This window comes from Sphaerisporangium rhizosphaerae, from assembly GCF_042665155.1.
Classification (GTDB): Bacteria; Actinomycetota; Actinomycetes; order Streptosporangiales; family Streptosporangiaceae; genus Sphaerisporangium; species Sphaerisporangium rhizosphaerae.
Genome location: NZ_JBHTCG010000001.1, coordinates 154,819 through 176,111 on the forward strand (window position 1 = coordinate 154,819; position 21,293 = coordinate 176,111).

General features: G+C 73.1%; 22 protein-coding genes. 14 read left to right on the forward strand and 8 right to left on the reverse strand.

The window, feature by feature from the left end; genetic code table 11:
• The first annotated feature begins 403 nt into the window (after positions 1 to 403).
• From ACFQSB_RS00640 to ACFQSB_RS00670, 7 genes are all read left to right on the forward strand, one after another.
• Complete coding sequence (locus ACFQSB_RS00640) at positions 404 to 1,288, forward strand: helix-turn-helix domain-containing protein (RefSeq protein WP_380823719.1); 885 nt, start codon at positions 404 to 406, stop codon at positions 1,286 to 1,288.
• On the forward strand, positions 1,285 to 1,698 hold the full coding sequence (locus ACFQSB_RS00645) for a VOC family protein (protein WP_354914986.1): 414 nt from the start codon (positions 1,285 to 1,287) through the stop codon (positions 1,696 to 1,698). The genes ACFQSB_RS00640 and ACFQSB_RS00645 overlap by 4 nt, the downstream gene beginning before the upstream one ends.
• A 51-nt stretch (positions 1,699 to 1,749) precedes the next feature.
• Positions 1,750 to 2,694 (forward strand): acyl-ACP desaturase, encoded by a 945-nt coding sequence (locus ACFQSB_RS00650; protein WP_380823720.1) that lies wholly within the window; start codon positions 1,750 to 1,752, stop codon positions 2,692 to 2,694.
• 196 nt (positions 2,695 to 2,890) lie between these two features.
• A complete protein-coding gene (locus tag ACFQSB_RS00655) occupies positions 2,891 to 3,196 on the forward strand; it encodes a hypothetical protein (RefSeq protein ID WP_380823721.1) in 306 nt (101 codons plus the stop codon).
• A 185-nt stretch (positions 3,197 to 3,381) separates the two neighbouring features.
• On the forward strand, positions 3,382 to 4,236 hold the full coding sequence (locus ACFQSB_RS00660; RefSeq protein WP_380823722.1) for a hypothetical protein: 855 nt from the start codon (positions 3,382 to 3,384) through the stop codon (positions 4,234 to 4,236).
• Between the two features lie 203 nt (positions 4,237 to 4,439).
• Positions 4,440 to 6,242 (forward strand): NB-ARC domain-containing protein, encoded by a 1,803-nt coding sequence (locus ACFQSB_RS00665; RefSeq protein WP_380823723.1) that lies wholly within the window; start codon positions 4,440 to 4,442, stop codon positions 6,240 to 6,242.
• Between the two features lie 517 nt (positions 6,243 to 6,759).
• Positions 6,760 to 7,473 carry an SDR family NAD(P)-dependent oxidoreductase gene (locus ACFQSB_RS00670; RefSeq protein WP_380823724.1) on the forward strand — a complete coding sequence of 238 codons (714 nt, stop codon included), beginning with the start codon at positions 6,760 to 6,762 and terminating at the stop codon, positions 7,471 to 7,473.
• 167 nt (positions 7,474 to 7,640) lie between these two features.
• On the opposite strand, the gene ACFQSB_RS00675 is transcribed toward ACFQSB_RS00670, so the two are convergent.
• Positions 7,641 to 8,261 (reverse strand): TetR/AcrR family transcriptional regulator, encoded by a 621-nt coding sequence (locus ACFQSB_RS00675; protein WP_354915015.1) that lies wholly within the window; start codon positions 8,259 to 8,261, stop codon positions 7,641 to 7,643.
• Positions 8,262 to 8,354: 93 nt separating this feature from the next.
• Positions 8,355 to 8,816, reverse strand: coding sequence for a nuclear transport factor 2 family protein (locus ACFQSB_RS00680; protein WP_380823725.1), 462 nt, complete (start codon positions 8,814 to 8,816; stop codon positions 8,355 to 8,357).
• Between the two features lie 89 nt (positions 8,817 to 8,905).
• On the opposite strand from ACFQSB_RS00680, the gene ACFQSB_RS00685 reads away from it, so the two are divergent.
• The 3 genes from ACFQSB_RS00685 (at position 8,906) to ACFQSB_RS00695 (ending at position 10,650) form a co-directional block, all read left to right on the forward strand.
• On the forward strand, positions 8,906 to 9,604 hold the full coding sequence (locus ACFQSB_RS00685; RefSeq protein ID WP_380824044.1) for a TetR/AcrR family transcriptional regulator: 699 nt from the start codon (positions 8,906 to 8,908) through the stop codon (positions 9,602 to 9,604).
• A complete protein-coding gene (locus ACFQSB_RS00690; RefSeq protein ID WP_380823726.1) occupies positions 9,579 to 10,085 on the forward strand; it encodes a GNAT family N-acetyltransferase in 507 nt (168 codons plus the stop codon). Before ACFQSB_RS00685 ends, ACFQSB_RS00690 begins: the two co-directional genes overlap by 26 nt.
• Positions 10,086 to 10,236: 151 nt before the next feature.
• Positions 10,237 to 10,650 carry a CoA-binding protein gene (locus tag ACFQSB_RS00695; protein WP_354915023.1) on the forward strand — a complete coding sequence of 138 codons (414 nt, stop codon included), beginning with the start codon at positions 10,237 to 10,239 and terminating at the stop codon, positions 10,648 to 10,650.
• Here the strand turns inward: ACFQSB_RS00695 and ACFQSB_RS00700 are convergent.
• The 5 genes from ACFQSB_RS00700 to ACFQSB_RS00720 all read right to left on the reverse strand — a co-directional run bounded on the left by ACFQSB_RS00700 (position 10,586) and on the right by ACFQSB_RS00720 (position 14,082).
• Positions 10,586 to 11,083 carry a S26 family signal peptidase gene (locus tag ACFQSB_RS00700; protein WP_380823727.1) on the reverse strand — a complete coding sequence of 166 codons (498 nt, stop codon included), beginning with the start codon at positions 11,081 to 11,083 and terminating at the stop codon, positions 10,586 to 10,588. The genes ACFQSB_RS00695 and ACFQSB_RS00700 overlap by 65 nt on opposite strands.
• A 169-nt stretch (positions 11,084 to 11,252) precedes the next feature.
• Positions 11,253 to 13,088, reverse strand: coding sequence for an ABC transporter ATP-binding protein (locus tag ACFQSB_RS00705; RefSeq protein WP_380823728.1), 1,836 nt, complete (start codon positions 13,086 to 13,088; stop codon positions 11,253 to 11,255).
• Positions 13,085 to 13,666 carry a peroxiredoxin family protein gene (locus tag ACFQSB_RS00710; RefSeq protein ID WP_380823729.1) on the reverse strand — a complete coding sequence of 194 codons (582 nt, stop codon included), beginning with the start codon at positions 13,664 to 13,666 and terminating at the stop codon, positions 13,085 to 13,087. The genes ACFQSB_RS00705 and ACFQSB_RS00710 overlap by 4 nt, the downstream gene beginning before the upstream one ends.
• The gene (locus ACFQSB_RS00715; protein WP_354834687.1) at positions 13,663 to 13,812 is read right to left on the reverse strand and encodes a hypothetical protein; all 150 of its coding nucleotides are present in this window, start codon (positions 13,810 to 13,812) and stop codon (positions 13,663 to 13,665) included. Before ACFQSB_RS00715 ends, ACFQSB_RS00710 begins: the two co-directional genes overlap by 4 nt.
• A 105-nt stretch (positions 13,813 to 13,917) precedes the next feature.
• Positions 13,918 to 14,082 (reverse strand): hypothetical protein, encoded by a 165-nt coding sequence (locus tag ACFQSB_RS00720; protein ID WP_354834690.1) that lies wholly within the window; start codon positions 14,080 to 14,082, stop codon positions 13,918 to 13,920.
• 163 nt (positions 14,083 to 14,245) lie between these two features.
• On the opposite strand from ACFQSB_RS00720, the gene ACFQSB_RS00725 reads away from it, so the two are divergent.
• The 4 genes from ACFQSB_RS00725 to ACFQSB_RS00740 all read left to right on the forward strand — a co-directional run bounded on the left by ACFQSB_RS00725 (position 14,246) and on the right by ACFQSB_RS00740 (position 19,759).
• Complete coding sequence (locus tag ACFQSB_RS00725; RefSeq protein ID WP_380823730.1) at positions 14,246 to 17,188, forward strand: AfsR/SARP family transcriptional regulator; 2,943 nt, start codon at positions 14,246 to 14,248, stop codon at positions 17,186 to 17,188.
• A 66-nt stretch (positions 17,189 to 17,254) separates the two neighbouring features.
• Positions 17,255 to 17,959 carry a hypothetical protein gene (locus ACFQSB_RS00730; protein WP_380823731.1) on the forward strand — a complete coding sequence of 235 codons (705 nt, stop codon included), beginning with the start codon at positions 17,255 to 17,257 and terminating at the stop codon, positions 17,957 to 17,959.
• A gap of 16 nt (positions 17,960 to 17,975) precedes the next feature.
• Positions 17,976 to 18,647 carry a response regulator transcription factor gene (locus ACFQSB_RS00735; protein WP_380823732.1) on the forward strand — a complete coding sequence of 224 codons (672 nt, stop codon included), beginning with the start codon at positions 17,976 to 17,978 and terminating at the stop codon, positions 18,645 to 18,647.
• 44 nt (positions 18,648 to 18,691) lie between these two features.
• Positions 18,692 to 19,759, forward strand: a complete 1,068-nt coding sequence (locus ACFQSB_RS00740) for a HAMP domain-containing sensor histidine kinase (RefSeq protein WP_380823733.1) — start codon at positions 18,692 to 18,694, stop codon at positions 19,757 to 19,759.
• A 109-nt stretch (positions 19,760 to 19,868) separates the two neighbouring features.
• On the opposite strand, the gene ACFQSB_RS00745 is transcribed toward ACFQSB_RS00740, so the two are convergent.
• A complete protein-coding gene (locus tag ACFQSB_RS00745) occupies positions 19,869 to 21,209 on the reverse strand; it encodes an FAD-dependent oxidoreductase (RefSeq protein ID WP_380823734.1) in 1,341 nt (446 codons plus the stop codon).
• Positions 21,210 to 21,293 lie beyond the last annotated feature (84 nt).

Genomic DNA, 21,293 nt, shown 5'->3' on the forward strand with positions numbered 1-21,293 from the left:
GAACCCCACGGGCTGTGGGAGCGCTCCCAGACCGGGCCGGCGGAGATGCGCTCGATGTTTCCGTGACCGGCCAGGATTCCTGCCTCACCCGCACACACGCCCCTGACCAGGCGCTGTGCGGCCGGCCGAGCCGCCATACTGAACCGGATAAGTAGGCCCGAACGTAAATTCCGGATGTCCGTTCTGTCAATACTCGTGACGCGTTCGAAACCGTACGCGCCATAGGAACGGCGGAGATCGCGGCCGGCGGGGATTCGAGGTGCGCACCGCCGTATCCGGGGCGTGGTGGTCGGCGGTGTTCCGCACCTTGTTCACCGGCGTTCACCGGCAGTGGAGAGGGCGTCGCGGGTGCGCACGGCGCCCGTCCTGCGTACGGTGGTCGGGGCGGCGGGAGGAGGCGGTCATGGAGATGGTGGAGGGCAGGCCCGCTTCCGCGTTGCGCCCCCTGATCGGCCACTACCACGGGTACCGGGAGCTCGACGGGACGCCGGGCCGTCATCGGGGGCTGCCGTCCCCGTATCTGACGCTCATCGTGACCCTGGACGAGCCGCTGGTCGTCGAGGCCCATCCCGACCCCGCCCAGTCGCCGGGCCGATACGAGACGCTGGTCGGCGGCCTGCACACCACGCCCGCCCTGATCGCCAACGGGGGCAGGCAGGCCGGCGTGCAGGTCGCGCTGAGCCCGCTCGGCGCGCGCGCCCTGTTCGGCCTGCCCGCGGGCGCGCTGCGCAACCTGGACGTGGACGCCGCCATGGTCCTCGGCCACGCGGCCCACGAGTTGCACGAGCGCCTGAACGCCGCGCCGAGCTGGGAGCGGCGTTTCGCGATCCTGGACGAGCTGCTGCTGCGCCGGGCCGACCTCGGGCGCGACGTCCCGGCCGAGGTCGCACGGGCCTTCCGGCTGCTGATGTCCACCGGCGGGGCCATGACGGTCGCCGAGCTGGCGCGGGAGGTCGGCTGGAGCGCCCGCCACCTGTCCGCCCGGTTCACCACGGAGACCGGGCTCGGTCCCAAGGCCGCCGCCCGGGTCATCCGCTTCGACCGGGCGCGCCGCCAACTCCAGCGGATCGGTGCGGCGCGGGGCTCGGCCGGCTCGGCACAAGGTCCGGCCGGGGAGGGTCTCGCCGGGCTGGCGGAGGTGGCGGCCGAGTACGGGTACTACGACCAGGCGCATCTGGCCCGGGAGTTCCGGGAGCTGGCGGGATGTCCGCCGAGCAGGTGGCTGACGGAGGAGTTCCGATTCGTCCAAGCCTCCGGCACGGCTCCCGCGCCAGACTCGACGGCATGACCCAGACACCACCTCCCCAGGTATGGCCCACGCTGCGCGCCCGTGACGCCCGGCGGCTCATCGCCTTCCTCGTCGAGGCGTTCGGCTTCGAGGAGACCGTCGTGTACGGCGACGGCGAACGCGTCGACCACGCCCAGCTCGACTGGCCGCTCGGCGGCGGCGTCATGCTGGGCTCCGACCGCGAGCGCGGCGAGGACAACCCCTGGTGGCTGCCGCCGGGCACCTTCGGCGCGTACGTCGTGACCGACGAGCTCGACGCGCTGTACGCCCGGGCCACGGCGGCGGGGGCCGAAACGCTCTACGCGCCCCGCGACACCGACTACGGCTCCCGCGACTTCGCCGTTCGCGACCCCGAGGGCAACTTGTGGTCTTTCGGCACCTACCGCGGCGAACCGCGCAAAGGCTCGTAACTTACGCTAGCGTAAGTTACGGTCCGGTAAGCCAAACGGGGGGAACGTCCTGTGCGCGAGTTCACTGACACCGAGTTGCTGTTCGAGCTGGAGCCGGTGGTCGCCGGCGAGCTGGACCGGCACCTCAAGGTGGCCAAGGAGTGGTTCCCCCACGAGTACATCCCCTGGTCCAGGGGCCGCGACTACGACGGCGTCTTCGGGGGCGAGGCCTGGGCCGACACCCACTCGGCCATCCCGGAGGAGGCCCGGGTCTCCCTGGTCGTCAACCTGCTGACCGAGGACAACCTGCCGAGCTACCACCACGAGATCGCCACCACGTTCGGCCGGGACGCGGCCTGGGGCACGTGGGTGCACCGGTGGACCGCCGAGGAGGGCCGGCACGGCGTCGCCATCCGCGACTACCTGACGGTCACCCGGGCCGTCGACCCGGTCGCCCTCGAACGCGCCCGCATGGTGCACATGGGCGAGGGGTTCGCCAACTCCTACGAGGGCGTGCTGCACTCGCTGGCCTACGTCTCCTTCCAGGAGCTGGCGACCCGCGTGTCCCACCGCAACACCGGCAAGGTCTCGCTGGACCCGGACTGCGAGCGCCTGCTCTCCCGCATCGCCGCGGACGAGAACCTGCACATGCTCTTCTACCGCAACCTGCTCGGCGCGGCGTTCGAGCTGGCCCCGAGCCAGACGATGCGCGCGGTCACCGACGTGGTGACCACCTTCCAGATGCCCGGCGCCGGCATCGAGGGCTTCACCCGCAAGGCCATGACCATCGCCAACGCGGGCATCTACGACCTGCGCCTGCATCTGGACGACGTCCTGCTGCCCGTGCTGCGCCAGTGGTCGGTCTTCGACCTCACCGGCCTGTCCCCGGAGGGCGAGAAGGCCCGTGAGGAGCTGTCGGAGTTCCTCGGCCGCCTGGAGGTCTCCGCCACCCGCTTCACCGACCGCCGCGACTCCCGCCGCGCCCGCCTCGCCGCCACCGCGACGAGCCCCGAGTAGCCGTATGAGGGCGTCGGCCGGTCGAATCACCGACGATCCCGGTCCTGGCCTTTGCCCGCGCGACGTGATCGTCCGCGGTTCCGTGACTAGCGTGATCAGGAGTGGACGTCGTTCCGGCGACCCTTGCGCAGCCGGTTCGGCGCTCCGTGAGTCCAGGCACCACGCCGGGCTCGATCACCTGACACGGAGGTCTCCGATGCTCAAGACCGCTCTCGCCGCCGCCTCGCTGGCGGCGTTCGGCCTCGCCATTCCGGCCGCCGCCCTGGCCCGGTCCGGCGGCCCGGACGCCATGACCGCGGCGGCCGGCTCCCCGGCCCATCCGTGCCCCCAGGCTCCCTACGGCCGGTACGCCAACGGGTGCTACTACGGCCAGCCGCAGGGTGTCCACCACTGGCACCACGGCGGCCACCACCACTGGCACCACGGGCATCCCTACGGTCACCACCACCGGCACCCCGGGCACCCGTATCCCTCCGGCCCGGGCTACACCCCGCGGGGGTAGGCCCCCGACGAGCCGGTGGCCGCGCCGGGCACGCGCGCGCCGGTCGACGCCCGCCTCCACGGCCGCGACCGCGGCGGACCGGCCATGGAGGCGAGGCCGCTCCCCGCTATTGTCGGCGGCCGACGCTATTGTCGGCGACCGACGGTTTTCCGATGGACGCCTAGCGGCACTGGAGCGACTGATCCGTGAGCGAGTACCAGTACTACGAGTTCGTGGCGATCGACCGCCCGCTGACCGACGACGAGCGAGCGGAGGTGCATTCCATCTCCCCCGATGCCCGGGTCACCTCGACGACCTTCGCCGACGACGACACCTCCGGAGAGTTCGGCGGAGACCCGGCGCTGATGATGGAGCGGTACTACGACGCCCACGTGTACGTCGCCGACTGGGGCGCCGCCCAGGTGATGCTGCGCATCCCCGGCAAGCTGCTCGGCATCGACGCCGTGGAGCCCTACCTCCTCGACGAGCGGGTCGAGGCGTGGGTCGCGGGTGAGCACCTCATCCTCGACTTCCGGAGCGAGGACGAGGACGCCGACCCGATCGAGGCCCCCGACCGCCTGCTCCCGGCCATGGCCGGCCTCCGCGCCGAACTCGCCTCCGGCGACCTGCGGCCGCTGTACCTGGCCTGGCTGGCCGCCATCGGCGCCTGGGAGCGCGACGAGGACGCCTTCGACGAGGAGATGGAGGACGAGCAGGAACCCCCCGTCCCCCCGGGCATGGCCTCGCTCACCCCGGCCCAGCGGGCCCTGGCCGACTTCCTGCGCCTGGACGCCGACCTGCTCGCGACCGCCGCGACGGCGAGCCCCGAGCCGCCGTCCGGCCGGGACGACCCGCTGACCGCGTGGCTCGAAGGGCTGCCGGAGCAGGACAAGAACGCCCTTCTCCTGCGCGCCGTGCGCGGCGACGCCGACCGTGTGCGCATGGAGGTGCTCCACCGCTTCCGCGAGGGGACGCCGCTCCGTGCCGATGCCCGGCAGGACGTGCCCCGCCGCACCGTCGCCCAGCTCCTGGACGCCACCGCGGCGCGGCGCTCCGGGTAGGGCCGACGCGGCGGCCGCGGGACGTCCGTCGCCGCTGTCCCCCGAGACCGATCGTGCGATCGGCCTTGACGGGGTGTTCGGGCGCGAGCAAGCATGGAAGTCCGGTTTCGTGCCGACAGGGAGACGGTCATCCGCTGGCTTCGGAGTTCTCACCGGTCATCACGGTGCTCCATTTTTTCGGCCGATTTACCGAAATCCCCGTTATGCCGGGTCTTCTGGATGCCGGCGGCGTCATGAACGGCGGTCCCGGCGACGACGAGGTGCGTGACGGTCACGTCAACGACGTCAGTGGGTCGCTCACGGGTCCGCTCGTCCAGGCCCGCGAGATCCACGGCGGCATCCGGGTCCACCACGGGTTCGAGCCGCTTCCCCCGCCGTTCCAGCTCCCCCCGGCCGGCATTCTGGTCGACCGGGAGGAGGCGCTGGCCGCTCTCGACTCGGTCCGCATGGACGACCAGGCCGCCGGGGCGCCCAGGGTCGCCGTGCTCAGTGGCCCGGCGGGCATCGGGAAGACGGCCGTGGCGCTGCACTGGGCGCACCGCGAGCGTCAGGCGTTCCCCGACGGCCAGCTGTACGCCGACCTGCGCGGGCACGCGGCGGGCGAGCCTGTCGAGCCGGCGGAGGTCCTCGGCCGGTTCATCCGGGCGTTCGGCATCTCCCCCGAACGCATCCCGGCCGACGCCGCCGAACGTGCGGCGCTCTACCAGTCCCTCGTCAGCGGACGCCGCGTCGTCGTCGTCCTGGACGACGTGCTCTCCGCCGCCCAGGTCGGTCCACTGTTGCCCGCCTCGGCGGCGGGCATGGCCGTCGTCACCAGCCGGTGGCGGCTGGCCGGGCTGCTGATGCGCGGCGGCCGTGGCATCCGGCTCGAGCGCCTCAGCGCCGAGGGGGCGCTGGACCTGCTGCGGCGGACCCTCGGCGAGGACCGCGCCGCACGGGAGCCGGACGCGGTCCGCGAGCTGGCCGAGCTGTGCTCGGGTTTCCCGCTCGCGCTGTGCGTGGCGGGGGCGCGGCTCGCGGCCCGGCCGGGCTGGGATCTGGCCGAGATGGCGGACGCGCTGCGCCACGAGAGGCGGCGCCTGAACGCGCTGTCGGTGGAGGAGGACATCACGATCCGGGCCACCTTGACGCTGTCCTACCGCGGCCTCGGCTCGCCGGAGGCCGCCCGCGTCTACCGGCTGCTGGGGCTGTTCCCCGGCCCGACGTTCGACAGCCGGGCCGCCGCCGCCACGGTGGGGCTCCCGCGTGCGCGCACCCGCCACCTGCTCGGGGTGCTGGTGGACGCGAACCTGCTGGACGACGTCCCCGGCGGGCACTACCGGTTCCACGACCTGACCTTGCTCCACGCGCGGGAGACGGCCGAGGAGGTCGACGTCCCGGCCGTGCGCGAGGAGACCGTTCGGCGGGCGCTGGACTGGTTCCTGCACGCCACCTTCGCCGCGAGCGGCGCCGTCCTGCCGTACCGGAGCCTGTCCGCGCCGCCGGCCTACCCGCCGGCGGAGCCCCTGGCCTTCACCGGCCGCGACGAGGCCCTGGACTGGCTGGAGAACGAGTTCGCCAACGTGCGCGCCGCCGCGCGCGCGGCCTTCGAGCTGGGAGCGTTCCAGACGGCATGGCGGATGGTCGACGCGATCTGGCCGCTGTTCCTCTACCGGGGCCACCGCGCCGAGCGGCTCGCGGTGGACCGGCTCGGGCTGGAGGCGGCCCGGGCCTGCTCCGACGTCCAGGCCGAGGCGAAGATGCTCAACCGCACGGGGTTGGCGCTGCGCGACCTCGGACGGTTGGAAGAGGCGGCCGAGGACTTCCGCGAGGCGCGCTACCGATCGCGGCGCATCACTGGATCGATCGGCTCGGGGGTGATATTAATCCGGACAAAGGGGCGGTGTCCCGAGAAGGGACTCGAATGGAATCTCGCATTCTCGGCCCGGTGGAGCCGTGCGTCCGAGAGCGGCGGCACGATCTCGGCTGAGCCAAGGAACGGCTGGTCATGGCGGCCCTTATGCTGACCCCAGGGCGTCCGGTCCCGATCCGCTCGCTCATCGCGAAGCCGTGGGACGGCGACCCGCCGGCGAAGGCGGCGGCACATTTACAGAGCAGCGTCTCCCGGTTGAAGATGCTGTTGGATCAGCTCAGATAGCAGCATAAGGGGAAGGGCGGGCCAGTACCCGCCCTTTCTTCATGTCAGCGATCATGTCGGCTCGCGCGAGTCCCTCCGCATTCTCCTGAACGAGATCTCATGGGACGGCGACAGAGGTGGCGGTCAGCCGTCCGCGGTGCCGGCGATGGCGATCACGTGAACGGTTCCGGTGTCGGCAGCCAGTCGCATGACGGCTTCGGAGCCGGGCCGCTCTCCGCCATACCCCGCCTGCCGTCGCACGCCCTTGACATGTCCCGTCGGGCCGCCTACTTTCATAGTTGACCGTTCGTCTAGTACATGAGCGCGCCACGATGCCAGCGAGCCTCCTGATCGCTCAATATAGACGACCGGTCTACTAATTTCCACCAGCCAGAAGAAGGGTCATCATGAGCAGCCACGGGCAGAAGGTCGCCGTCATCACCGGAGCGTCCCAGGGCATCGGCGCAGGCCTGGTCGCCGCCTACCGCAAGCTCGGTTACGCGGTCGTCGCCACCTCGCGCGGCATCGCCCCCTCCGGAGACCCGGACGTCCTCACCGTGCAGGGCGACATCGCCGACCCCGCCACCGGAGAGCGCGTCATCGCCGCGGGCGTCGCACGGTTCGGCCGCATCGACACCCTGGTCAACAACGCCGGGTTCTTCGTCGCCAAGCCCTTCACCGAGTACACCGAGGAGGACTTCTCCTCGCTGGTCGCGGTGAACCTCGGCGGGTTCTTCCGCACCACCCAGCACGCCCTGCCGCACATGCTGCGCCAGGGTGGCGGGCATGTCGTCCAGATCACCACCAGCCTGGTCGACCAGCCGAACTCCAGCCTGGCGTCGGCCCTGGCCTCGCTGACCAAGGGCGGGCTGCAGTCCGCCACCAAGGCCCTGGCCATCGAGTACGCGACGCGCGGAGTCCGGGTCAACGCCGTCTCCCCCGGCATCATCAAGACGCCCATGCACGCCGAGGCGACCCACGGGTTCCTGTCCGGCCTGCACCCCGTGGGCCGGATGGGAGAGATCGACGACATCACCGACGCCGTCATCTACCTGGAGAACGCGCCGTTCGTCACCGGTGAGATCCTGCACGTCGACGGCGGCCAGAACGCCGGCCACTGAGCGCACCCGCTCCCCCCGGGAGCGGCCACGGGCGCGCGGACCACACCCGGCCCACCGGAGCGGCCGGAGGGGTGTGGCCGCGCGCCCGCGCGCTTCACGGGGACGCTCCGGCAGACCCCACCCGCCGGTCACGAGCGGGCCGTGCTCCGGCAGACCCCACCCGCCGGTCACGAGCGGGCCGGCGCCTCCTGCCGGGGACGGGCGCCCAGCAGTGCCAGGCAGTTCGCCCACAGCGCGTCCAGGCGGCCGGTGTTGTTGAAGAGCTTCGCGAACAGCACCTGCCCCTCCAACTGGGCCACCAGGGACCGGGCGGCGTCACGGGTGTCCGGGACGTCGACCTCGCCGCGCTCGCCGGCCTGCGCGACCACCGCCTCCACCATGTCGACCTGCGCGTCGAAGATCTCCTGCAGCCGGACGCGGATCGTCTCGGCCTGGTTGCTCAGCTCCAGGGTCAGGTTGCCGAACAGGCATCCGGACACGGTGCCGCAGGTCTGCTGGCCGGCGCGCTGCGCGGCCTCGGTGATCTCGAACAGCCGGCGCAGCCGATCGAGCGGCTCCCCGTCCCCGTCGAGGACGGCGGACCAGTCACGACGCTGGCGGCTCCAGTGCTCGTCGATGACGGCCAGCGCGAGGGCTTCTTTGGACTCGAAGAAGTAGTAGAAACTGCCCTTGGGCACCCCGGCGGCCTTGCAGATCTCGGCCACGCCCAGGGCGGAGTAGCCGCGCGACTCGATGAGCGACTGGGCGGCGGCGAGGATCCTGTCCCGCGCATCACTGGTGCGTCCCATGTCTTCAGTGTACGGCCGGTCGGCTCTTCGTAGTAGACCAGTTGACTACTTCATTCCTCCCGCAGAAGGGGCCGAATGTGACCGGCCGCCAGCTCAGCTCGCCGCCGGAGCGTCCATGGCGGCCACCATGTCCTTCAGGCGGCCTATGGCGTGGAAGGTGCCGAAGACGTCCATGTAGTCGCGCATCTCGACGATCTCGCCGCCGCGAACGCGGAACATGAGCAGCCCGGACGCCTGGAACGGCCGCCCGTCGGGTCCGACCGTCCCCGTGCCGCGCCACTCCGCCACGATCACCTCCGGGTCGGCGGCCTCGTGCACGACCACGTCGCCGACCTCCGCCAGCCGGACCGGGCTCGCGTCCCACGCCTTGTGGTAGCCGGCGCGCACCTCCTCGCGGCCGTGGAAGCGGGCGGGGAACCCCGGCGCCCGGAACGGGAACTCGTGGACCGCGTCCACCGCGTACAGGCCGGCGAGATCGTCGGCCGATCCGGCCGCCATGGCCTGCTGGTACAGGGCGAGCACGTCGCGAGGGGTGCGGTCGGACCGGGTCGTCATCGGGTGACTCCATTCGCTCTACAACCGTTGAGTCAACGACTGTAGAGCGAAACGGCGACATCGGTCAACACCGGTAGAGTCAAGCGGTGATGGACACGCCGACCAGCCGCGCCGAGCGCCGGCGCCGCTCCGAGGAGCGCATCCTCGCCGCCGCGCGCACCGTGTTCGCCGAGCGCGGCTTCGAGCGCGCCACCATCCGGGCGATCGCGTCCATGGCCGGAGTGGACCCCGCGCTGGTCATGCAGTACTTCGGCTCCAAACAGGAGCTGTTCGACCAGGCCGTGCGCATCCCCGCGATCCCGCCGCTGGACGGCGCCCTGGACGAGCTGGTCGAAGAGCTGCTGGCGAGGATCGGCATGAAGATCGGGCCGATTCCGCAGGCGTCGCTGGCCATGATGCGTTCCATGCTGACCCACCCCGAGGCCGCCGCGGGCGTGCGCGCCCGGCTCGACGAGCAGGTGGAGCAGCTCGGCCGCGCGATATCGGCGCAGGACCCCGAGCTGCGCGCCGCCCTGATGATCAGCACGATGCTCGGGGTGACCATCGCCCACCAACTGCTCGATCTCACCGCCCTGCGCGAGGTCTCCCCCGCCCGCATCGCCGCCATCGCCCGCCCCGCCCTGATGGCCCTGACCCACCCCGACGCGAGCCTCGACAACACGAACTCCGGCGCGAAGCGCGACGCGAACGCCGGCGCGGCCTCTGAAGCGAGCACCGGCGCCCCGGTGAGGACGCCCGGGGCCACCGACCACTGGGACGGACATGGCGAGCACCCGACTGACCTCTGACCGGCTTCGGCTCGACCCGCTGGCGCCGGGCGACGCCGACGAGATGGTCGAGGTGCTGGCCGGCGACGATCTCTACACCTTCATCGGCGGCTCCGCGCCCACCCTTCCGCAACTGCGCGCCCAGTACGCCCGGCAGGTCGCCGGCGGCTCCCCCGACGGTCTGCAGGAATGGCACAACTGGATCATCCGCCGGCAGGCCGACGGGCGCGCGGTCGGCTACGTCCAGGCGACGATCATGGACGACGGGCGGCGGGCCGAGATCGCCTGGGTCGTCGGTTCCCTCTGGCAGGGGCAGGGGTACGCCTCCGAGGCCGCTCGGGCCATGGTCGCCTGGCTCGGCTCCCGCGGGGTCGTCCGCGTGCAGGCGCACATCCATCCCGACCACGCCGCCTCCGCCTCCGTCGCCCACCGCGCCGGGCTCGCTCCCACCTCCCACTTCGACGACGGCGAGCAGCTCTGGCAGCACGACGCCCCGCCGTGAGCGCCGCCGGTGACTGACGCGTGCGGAACCAGGCTCTGAGGCCACAACGCCGACGCCATCGGGGATCCGGTCCACCTGCGCCTTCTCCGGGGCGGGAAGCGGAGGCCGGTTCCCGGCGTTGACGCACGACGTGGACGATCGTTTCGCGGATGTGGATGTCATCAGAAGGCTGCTCGGCGAGTCCGGGACGTGGGCGTTCGTCGGGCTCGGCGACGACCCGTCGCGGACGGCCTACGAGCAGGCGCGGCTGCTCCAGACCAGAGGCAAGCGGATCTTCCCCGTCCACCCGGCGGCCAGGACCGTGCTGGGTGAGCAGGGATACGCGTCACTGGCCGAGGTGCCGGTCAAGGTGGACGTCGTCGGGGTGTACCGGCGGTCGGAGTTCGCCGGGCAGGCGGTGGACGAGGCGATCGCGGCGGGCGCCGGAGCGGTCTGGCTCCCGCTCGGCGTGGTCGACGAGGCCGCCGCCCAGCGCGCCCTCGACGCCGGGCTCGACGTCGTCATGAACCGCTGCCCGGGAGTGGAGTGGGCCCTGCGCCGAGGCGGCGGATCGCCACGCCGATGAAGCGGTCGCCGGACACCAGTCCGTAGTGCCGCGAGTCCCAGCTGGTGGCGCGGTTGTCGCCCAGCACGACGAGCGATCCGGGCGGCACCACCGTGCCGGCCATGTGGTGGACGTCGGGCCGCTCCCATTCGTCGGGCACCCGTTCGCCCGGCACGGCCACGGCCCGTTTGATGAGGAGCGCGCCGTCCTGTCCAGGTACGGGTTCTTCGTCGTGCGCCGTGGCGGAAGAGCCGGAAGGCGCGGAGTAGCGGAAGACGACGACCTGGCCGGCGCGGACGCGTCTGGTCCTGCGGACGAGCAGGCGGTCGCCGGGGCGCAGCGTCGGTTCCATGCTCGTGCCGTGGACGGTCGTGGCCAGGAAGCCCCGCCGCACCCAGAGCGCCGCCAGGCCGACGGCCGGCAGCACCACGGCGAGACAGAGGGCGAGCGTCATGGCGCCTCCTCACCTCCGGCGGCGACAGGGGCCGGTGTCATCGGCGCCTCCCGTGACCGGCGGCCCGGACCGCGCGCCACCCGCAACTGGCGGACCCGATCGCGCGCCTTCCTTGACCGGCGGACCCGACCGCGCGCCTCCCCGTGTCCGGCGGGCGGGAGCGCGGGCCTCACCAGGTCCCCTGGTAGCCGGTGGCCTGGAGGCGGAACAGGCGGGCGTAGCCGCCGTCGGCGGCCAGCAGCACGTCATGGGAGCCGTGTTCGGTGATCCGCCCCTCTTCCAGGACCGCGATGTAGTCGGCGTCGCGGACGGCGCTGAGCCGATGGGAGATCAACAGGCTGGTGCGGCCCTCACGGTAGGCACGCATGCGGGTGTGGATCTCGTGCTCGGCCTCCGGGTCCAGGCCGGAGCTCGGTTCGTCGAGGATCATCAGGTCCCTGCCGTACCGTACGAACGCGCGCGCCAGCGCGAGGCGCTGCCACTGCCCGCCGGAGGGGACGACGCCGGTCGCCGGGCCGTCCTCGTCCTCGCCCATCATGAAGGTGCGGGTGAGGGGCGTGTCGTATCCGCGAGGCAGCCTGGCGAGCGTGTCGTGCAGCCCGGCGCGCGCGGCCGCCTCCCTGACGCGCTTCGGGTCGTCCCGCGCGCTCAGGTCGCCGAGGCCGATGTTGTCGCGGGCCGTCATGTCGTAGTTCATGTGGTCCTGGAACACGGCGCTGATCCGCTCGCGCAGGGCGGCCGGAGGAATGTCGCGCAGGTCCGTTCCGTCCCACAGGATCCGGCCTCGGGTCGGGTCGTACATCCGGCACAGCAGCTTGACCAGCGTGCTCTTTCCCGCGCCGTTCAGCCCGACGAGCGCGACGGCGCACCCGTGCGGGATGGTCAGGTTCACCCCGCGCAGGACCCAGGGATGGTCGTCGCTGTACCGGAACCACACGTCCCGAAGCTCCACGCCCTTCCGCAGCCGCGGCGCCCGCCCCCGTTCGGCGCGCGGCAGGTCCGGTTCGGCCGTGACGACGGCGACATAGTGCGCGAAGGCGAGCAGCCGCGCCTGCCACCCGGAGAGGGACGAGCTCAGCGCGCCCAGGGCGGACTGCACACCGGTGACGGCCGCGAGGAACATGGCGATGTCGCCGATGCCGAGCTCGCCGCGCCGCGCGGCGCCGACCGCCCACCACAGGCCGATCCCGCCCACCATGGCGCTCACCGCCGTCAGGCCCGCCTGGGTGCGCAGCTCGCGCAGGTCCATGCGCCGGATCGCCGCGTTCGCCGACCGGCGTTCGTCTGTCATCCGGGCGCGCAGGAACGCGCCGATGCCGAACAGGCGGATCTCGGTGGCCGCGGCGACTCCGGTGAGCAACTGGCTGTAGAAGAACTCCCGCCGGTAGTACCGTTCGACGCTCCACTCCGTGCCCGCCCGGCTCCGGGAGAGATACAGCTCGGCGACGAGCGCGGGCAGGGCCGCCAGGACCACCACGGCGGTCATCACCGGGCTGAGGACCAGCATGGACGCCACGAAGCCGACGAGGGAGAGCGCGCCGCCGAGGCCGTTGCCGATGCCGTCCACCAGTTCGGCGATGCGCCCGGTCGCCCCCTGGGCCAGTCTGAGCCGGTCCTGGAACGCCGGGTCCTCGAAGGCGCGCAGGCCGACCTGGCGTTCGGTCGCCGCGAACAGCCTCTCGGTGGCGGCCAGGTTGGCGGACCGGCCGACGTGCGCCCTCAGGTAGCGCAGCGCCACCGGCAGGGCGGCGGCCCCCAGCCCGGTGGCGATCAGCCCGAGTGCCGGCCCGGCGACCGCCCCGTACGGGGTCGCCAGCCCGTCGAGCACCAGCTTGGTCAGCCAGGCGGCGGCGACCGGAGCGGCGGCCGCGAGGAGGGTGAGCAGCAGGACGCCCGTCACGTCGGCGGGCGCCGAGTGCCAGATGAGCGAGAGGGCCTGGGCGACGGAGGCCCGCAGTCGCCGCGCGCCGATGTGCTGCGGGTCGGCGTCCGGGGCGGCGCTCACCTGCGCCCCTTGCCCGCGAGCCCGGCGACGTCCACCGCGCCTGCGTGGGGAGTCGCGCCGTCGTCGCGCCGGCTCGGGAGGGGCAGCTCCTCCATCCGGGTGCCCACGGCGGCGATCCGGTGGTCCTCGCCGATCAGGTACAGCATGGGGGTCCAGGTGTTCTGGAACGCGCGCGCCACCGGCCCGCCGTCGCGCTCGGCCACGACGACCCGGGCGACCGGGCGCAGGGCCCGCAGCGCCGCCTCGTCGGCACCGCCGAGCACCGCCAGCACATCCTCACGGCCGAGTTCTCGCGCACGTTCGACGAACCTCGGCAGCAGCGTGTGGCAGGGCTCGCACCCGGAGGAGAAGAATCCCACCAGCCCGGTCAGGGTCGCGGAGGACACCGGTTCGCCGTCCGTCGTCACAGCGGTGAACGTCCCGATGGCGGCGCCCGGCCCCAGCGCGGACGGCGCCCCGGCGGGCCCGCCCGTCAGCGTGGCCTGCGCCCGCATCCGGCGCAGGATGCCGATCGTGAGCACCAGGTTCAGCAGGCACAGCGTGCCGAGCAGCACCACGGCGGCGGCCAGGTAGGTCATCGGGAACTCCTCGCGAACAGGTCGACGACGTCGTCGAACGAGATGATCAGGACCGCTCCGACGAGGCCCGCCTCGGCCGCCACCGCCAGGCCGGCCGGCGCCGGGGAGCCCTGGGGCGCCGGCAGGCCGAGCACGGTGACGGCCATCAGCGCGTCGTTGCGGACGAGGTGACGAGGCCCGGCGGGCGCGCCGAGGCGCCGGCCGGGCGGCGGCGTGGGGCCGCCACCGCCCGGCGTCGTCGCGGCGACCGGTCAGCAGGAGCCGACGTAGGTCCAGTGGCAGCCGGTCTGGGCGCAGCACTCGCGCCACCACAGGCCCGGGTGGCCGGCGGCGTTGCAGACGTCGCGGTAGTCGCAGGCGGAAACGGTGGCCTTCGGGACGATCCGGTCGATCATCCGGTCGATGAGACGGCTCATGCTCTCTCCTTCGCGTTCTGGACCGGATCGCCGATCACGCTGCTCGGACGTTCCGGTCCGTACCTCGCCCCGTGAACCCGTTGACACGGGGTGATCACCGGGTTCAGCATCGGCCAAGAAAGTGGCCAAAACCCTGCAACTTTCTCAATCACCAGGTCAGTGCGTGAGCAGGCGAAACCGGGGCTACGGGGGGATCGACGTGGAGTTACGGATGCTGGGCCCGCTGGAGTTATGGTCGGGGAGCGGGCAGGTGGATCTCGGACCTCCGCGGCAGCGGACGGTCTGGGCGGCGGTGGCGGTGGACGCGCCACGGCCGGTGCCGGTGGAGACCATGGTCGACCGGGTGTGGGGCGAGGCTCCGCCGGAGCGGGCCCGCCACGCGCTGCACGTCTACCTCGCCCGCATCCGGCGGGTGCTGGAACAGGTGAGCCTCGGCGAGGAGGGGCCGGCCAGGCTCGGACGCCGCAGCGGCGGCTACGCGCTGGAGGTCGATCCCGACAGCATCGACGTGCACCGCTTCCGGCGCCTGGTCGGACAGGCCAGAGACGGGCGGTGCACGGGGACCGAGGAGGCGGGGCTGCTGCGGCAGGCCCTCGGCCTGTGGCGGGGCACTCCCTTGGGCGGCATCGACGGCGACTGGGCGGACCGCGTACGGCAGGCGTGGCACCAGCAGCACCTGGACGCGGCGGTGCGCTGGGCGCAGGCGGAACTGGCCCTGGGCGAGGCCGCCGCGGTCATCGGCCCGCTCGCCGACCTGCTGCTGGAGAACCCTCTGGCGGAACCGCTGGTCACCGCGCTGATGCGCGCTCTGCACGCCACCGGACGCGTCCCGGAGGCCCTGGACTGTTACGCCGCCTTCCGGCGGCGGCTGGCCGACCAGCTCGGCCTGGATCCGGGGGACGAACTGCGGGAGCTGCACCGGGCGATCCTGCACGGGAACGCCGGCGAGGCGCGTGCGGCGCCCGCGCCGGCGCAACCCGCCGGGGCCGGCGCCGCTTCACCCGCGACGCCCGCAAGCGCAGCGAGTGCGGGTGGTCCGGGGAGCCCCGCGAGTGCGGGCGGTCCGGCGGCGGACCTCAGGTCCACCCCACCGGCGCAACTGCCTTTGGACGTTCGCGGGTTCACCGGGCGCGACGCCGAGCTCGACGCGCTCGACGCGGTGCTCGCCCACGCCGCCGACCAGCCGACCGCGGTCCTCATCGCGACGCTGTCGGGGACGGCGGGCGTGGGCAAGACGGCGCTGGCGGTGCACTGGGCGCACCGGGTCGCCGCCCGGTTCCCCGACGGCCAGCTCTACGTCAACCTGCGCGGGTTCGGCCCCGACGGGACGGTGATGACGCCGGCCGAGGCGCTCGGCGGCTTCCTGCACGCCCTGGCCGTGCCGGTCGCGAGCCTGCCGCCCGACGTGGACGCGCAGACCGCGCTGTACCGCAGCCTGCTCGCCCGGCGGCGCATGCTGGTGGTGCTGGACAACGCCCGCGACGCCGAGCAGGTGCGGCCGCTGCTGCCCGGGGCGCCGGGCAGCCTGGTGCTGGTGACCAGCCGCGCCCAGCTCACCAGCCTGGTCGCCGTCGAAGGCGCCCATCCGCTCGCCGTGGACCCGCCGGACGCCGCCGAGGCGCGGCGGCTGCTCGCGCGCCGCCTGGGCCCCGAACGCGCCGCCGCGGAACCCGAGGCGATGGACGACATCATCACCTGGTGCGCGCGGCTGCCGCTGGCGCTGGCGATCGTGGCCGCGCGGGCCGCCGGGCGTCCGGCCTTCCCGCTGGCGGTGTTCGCCGAGGAGCTGCGCGACGAGCGCGGGCGGCTCGACCAGCTCAGCGCCGGTGACGAGGCCGGCGAGGTCCGGGCGGTGCTGTCCTGGTCGTACCGCACGCTGAGCCCCGCCGCGGCGCGCGTGTTCCGCCTGCTCGGGCTGAGCGCGGGGGCCGACATCGCCACGGCGGCCGCGGCGAGCCTCGCCGGCCTCACCCCGGGCAAGGCGCGCGACCTGCTGGCCGAACTGGCCCTGGCGGGGCTGGCCGTCGAGCACCGGCCGGGCCGGTTCACCTCGCACGACCTGCTCCGCGCGTACAGCGCCGAACTCGCCCGGCAGGACGACGCTCCCGAGGGGTACGCGGCGACGCGGCGGCTGCTCGACCATTACCTGCACACCGCGCAGGCGGCGGCCATGTCGCTCAACCCGCACCGCGACCCGGTGGTGGTGGCCGAGCCCGGACCGGGGGTGACCCGCGGCGAGGTGCCGGACGCCGAGCGGGCGGCGCGATGGTTCACCGCCGAGCACCAGAACCTGCTCGCGGCCGTGCGGCACGCCTACCGGTCGGGCCTTGACGTCCATGCCTGGCAGCTCGCCTGGACCGTGGCGGAGTTCCTGGAGCGCCGCGGGCACTGGACCGACCGGATGGCCGTCCAGGGCGTGGCGCTGGAGGCGACCAGGCGTCTGGGTGACCGGTCCGGCCAGATCCGCGTGCTCCGCGTTCTCGGCACCGCCTGCGCGCAGCTCGGCCGGTTCGGCGAGGCGCGGGCCCACCTCGGGGAGGCGCTGGAGCTGGCCGCGAGCCACGGCGACGACGGCGTCCGCGCCAACGTGCACATCAGCCTCGCGCTGGCCCTGGAGGGGCAGGGCGACTACCGCGCGGCGCTGGAGCACGCCTCGCAGGCCCTGCTGCTGTTCCGGTCGGCGGGCCACGTCACCGGGCAGGCCAACGCGCTCAACATGATCTGCTGGTGCCGCACCCGGCTGGGCGACTACGCCGAAGCGCTCACCGCGGGGGAACAGGGTCTCGTCCTGCAGCGGCAGATCGGTTCGCGGTACGGCCAGGCGGGCACGCTGGACAGCATCGGCTACGCCCGCCACCACCTCGGCCACCACGACCAGGCGGTCGACTGCTTCGAGCAGGCCCTCGCCCTGTTCAGGGAGCTCGGCGCCCGCTCGTTCCAGGCCGCCGCCCTGACCCACCTCGGCGACACGCACGCCGCGGCGGGCGACCCCGGCCGGGCGCGCGAGCGGTGGCGCTCCGCGCTGACGATCCTCGACGAGCTCAACGACGCCGACGCCGCGGCACTGCGCGAACGCATCCGCCACTTCGGCAGCGAGACCGCCTGAGGGGCGCCGGGGGCCCGCCGGGTCCGTTCACATCAGGTTCGCAGGGACGTCCGTACGGTCGCTCGCATGAACAAGTCGTGTGTCACATCACTGGCGGTCGCGGTGGTGGCCCTGTGCGTGGCGTGTGGCGCTCATCTGAGCATGCCGGGAGGCGGATCCGCCACGCCGCCCGCCGCGGCCGGCGCCGGTCGGACGGGCGCGGCGGGCGCGGCGGCTATGGTCGGAACCTACGCGCTGGACACGGGAGGTTCGTTCGACGTGAGCGCGACCGGCGGGCGGCTCGTGATCTCGGCGAGGGGCGCGGACGCCGTCGCGGCGCTGTTCCCGCCCCGAGGTGTTCCCGCCGCCGAGCTCCGGGCGAACGAGCGGCGCGTGCTGGCGCTGCTCAACGGGCGTACGAAGCAAGGGCGCGAAGAGCGCGCGGGCATCGAGCGGGCGTTCGGGCCGATCAGCGGTCTCACGCTCGGCGGAACGGCCGCCATCGGCGGTGACGTGCGCACTTATGTCGCCGTCACCGCGAGGGACAAGGTGCTGACCGGCTGGTACTCGGTGAACGAGCAGGGCGGCGTCCGGGCGGCGGAGTTCCCCGCCGGGCCACCGGCGCTGACGCTGGCCCCGTCCGGCGACGGTCGTCACCACCCCGACGATCCCACCGGCGCCGCCCCGCGGGTGACCGTGGGGGTCGAGGCGGGTCGCCTCACCATCTCCGGGCCGGCAGGGGTCACCAGCGCCCGCCCCGCCAGGGCGGCGACCCCGCCGGCGGCCGGGTGACCTGGGGGGACCGGTCATGCGCATCCTGCTGCTGGAAGACGACCCCGACCTCGCGGAGGTCGTCGCTCTCGGCCTGCGCAACGAGTCGTACGCCGTCGACGTCGTCGGCACCTGCCTCGGCGCCGAGGAGGCGCTCGGGACGACGGAGTACGACGTCGCCTGCCTGGACCTCGGCCTGCCCGATGGCGACGGGCTGACCCTGGTCCGCCGCCTGGCGGGAGACCCGGGCCTGCACCGGCCCGGACGCCTGCTCATCCTGACCGCGCGCGACGCCGTCGCCGACCGGGTCGCCGGGCTCGACGCCGGGGCCGACGACTACCTCGTCAAGCCTTTCCACTTCGCCGAGCTGGTCGCCCGGCTCCGCGCTCTGGCGCGCCGTGGCGACCAGCACGGCTCGACGCTGCGCGTGGGCGAGCTGGCCCTGGACCTCACCGCGCACCGCGCGTGGCGGTCCGGAGCCGAGCTGCGCCTGACCGCCCGGGAGTTCTCCTTGCTGCGGTACTTCATGCGCCACCCCGGCCGGGTGCTGTCGGCGGAGGACCTGCTGGAGCACGTGTGGGACGCCAACGCCGACCCGTTCACCTCCTCGGTCCGGGTGATCCTCAGCCGGCTGCGCAGGAAGCTGGGCGAGCCGCCGCCCATCGTGACGATCACCGGCGCCGGCTACCGGTTGACGGATCCGGCATGACCCGCGCGCGCGGATCGCCGCGCCCCCCGGCTGACGGACCCCGCGTGACCCGCGCGCGCGGGTCGCTGCGGGTGCGGCTGGCGGCCCTGGGATTCCTGGCGATCTACGTGCCGGTGCTGCTGCTGTTCGGCGTGATCCTGCTGACCGACGACGAGACGGCCGCGAACGCGGTCAACGGCGTCGAGACGATCAGGCGCACCTCCGTCCACCACTCCGCCTGGGTCACCTGGACGATCGTCGCGCTCGGCCCGGCCGCCGCCGGCCTGGCCTGGTGGTGGGCGGGACGGGCGGTGCGTCCCATCGAGCGCGTGCGCGAGGTCGCCGAGGACATCGAAGGCACCGAGGGCACCGACCTCGGCCTGCGCATCGGGCTGGACCACGGCCCGGCGGAGGTCGTGGCGCTCGCGGCGAGTTTCGACGCGATGCTCGACCGGCTGCAGCTCGCCGCCGAGACGCAACGGCGGCTCGTCGAGGAGACCAGCCACGAACTGCGCACGCCGCTGTCGGTGCTGATGACCAACACCGAGGTGCTCCTGGCCCACCCGGCCCCCACCGTCGAGGTGTACCGGCAGGGCCTCGAACGGTCCCGTAAAGCGATCGCCCGGCTGGAGACGACGATCGGCGAGCTCCTCGTGGAGGCCCGCGGAAGGGCACGGGTCATCGAACGGCGCCCCGCCGACCTGACGGCCATCGTCCGGGACGTCCTGGACGAGGCGCGGGTGCCGGCGGCGGCGAAGGGCATCTCCCTGGAGCTGACCGGCCCGCCGTCCGCCGCGTGCTCGGTCGACGGACCCACCGTGCGACGGGCGGTCGCGAACCTGGTGGACAACGCGGTCAGATACGCCCCCACCGGCTCGGCGGTCGAAGTGGACGTCGCGCTCACCGGGCCGATGGCCGTGGTCACCGTCACCGACCACGGCCCGGGCATCCCCGCCGACCAGCGAGAGCGCGTCTTCGAACGCTTCTGGCGCGGCCGCGGCGACCTTCCCGGCACCGGCCTCGGCCTTCCCATCGCCCTCCAGATCGCCCAAGCCCACGGCGGCGCCCTCACCGTCCGCTCCCCCACCCCTTCGGGCGACGGCAGCGCCTTCCGCCTGACCCTCCACCGCTGAACCCGGCCGGATCTCCGGGCGCCGTTCCGTTCCCCCGCGACGGCGCGGCGGGTCCGGCGGCCTTCCGCCGAGGCGGCGCGGGACTCCGTCCGCCGCTCCCCGCACCGCCTCAGAGGGCGGCGGCTTCGTCGCCGCCCCGGTAGGTGTGCAGGTCGGTGAGGAACTTCTCCCGCAGGGGCGGGATGCGGCTGCTGAGGTAGAAGTACGCGCGGGTCAGGGCGAGGACGGCGCGGCCGATCACGGGTCTGTGGAGGGGGTCGTGGCCGCTGGTGCCGTTCTGGGCCAGCGAGTCGGCCACCCGTGCGAAGCCGTAGGGGATCATCTCGGCCTCGTAGGCGCGGAGGGCGTCCAGCAGGGGTTCGGCGGCGTTGTGCGCGGCGGTCAGTTCCCTGCACAGCAGGGAGGCGTCGCGCAGGGCGGTGTTGGCGCCGACGCCGTGGCCGGGGGTCATGGTGTGGATCGCGTCGCCGAGCAGGGTCACCGTGGTGGTCTCCCATGGCTCGACGGGAACCGAGGTGCGGATCTTGATCGGGAAGCAGCTGCCGGGGTCCGCCAGGGCGAACAGCCTGCGCATGTCCGGATGCCAGCCGGTGGTCATGCCGAGGGTCAGCCGCATCAGCTCCTCGCCGCGCATCTCCATGACGTTCCCGGGGAACCTGCCGGCCGCGGCGGAGAAGCCCCAGTTGATGTAGTCGCGGGTGTTGTCGTACAGCAGGCCGGGCCGGCGCTCGATGAGTTCGGCGTCGTTCCCGCCGACGCCGGTCCCGGCGGCGTCGTGCCGGTCGAACTCCATGACGTGCCAGATGCAGAACCTGCCCTTGGGGGCGAAGACCAGGGAGATGCCGTGGAACGCCTCGCGTGGCAGCAAGGCCCGGGTCTCCTCGGTGACGGGGACCTTGGCCGAGATCGCGATGACTCCGGCGTCCTTCACCTCGGCGTGCGGGAGGTACTGCCGGCGGACCCGGGAGTTGGTGCCGTCGGCGGCGACGAGCACGTCACCGGTGGCGGTGGTGCCGTCGGCGAAATGCGCGGTGACCGTGCCGTCGGCGTGCCGTTCGTAGTGGGTGAAGGTCTTACCGAACCGGACGACGTCCTCCATGCCGGTGAGGAGCACCTGGCGGAGGGTCATCCGGGACACCGACCGCTCGCTGTTCACCGGGTCGGTGTCCTCGCGAAGCGGGAAGGACGCGGTCCGCTTCAGGTGCTCGGTGAACACGTTGAAGTACCTGGGCGGCCGCGCGCAGGTGGCGGCGAAGGCGTCGAACAGCTCGGGCGGCAGGCATTCCTTCAGCGCGCGGTTGCCGGTGGGGTCGATGCCGACCCGGTAGCCGTGCAGGCCGTCGGCGCGCGTGCGGTCGCGCTCGTACACCTCCACCGGGACGCCGGCGCGTTTCAGGCCGTGGGCGAGGCACATTCCGCCCGTACCGGCCCCAATAATGATCACCTTCATGAGACGCTCTCCTCCGGCAACGAACAGGCAGGCAGTGTTCCTTGAACGTCGACTATCTTGATGTTCAAGGGGAATATTAGCTTG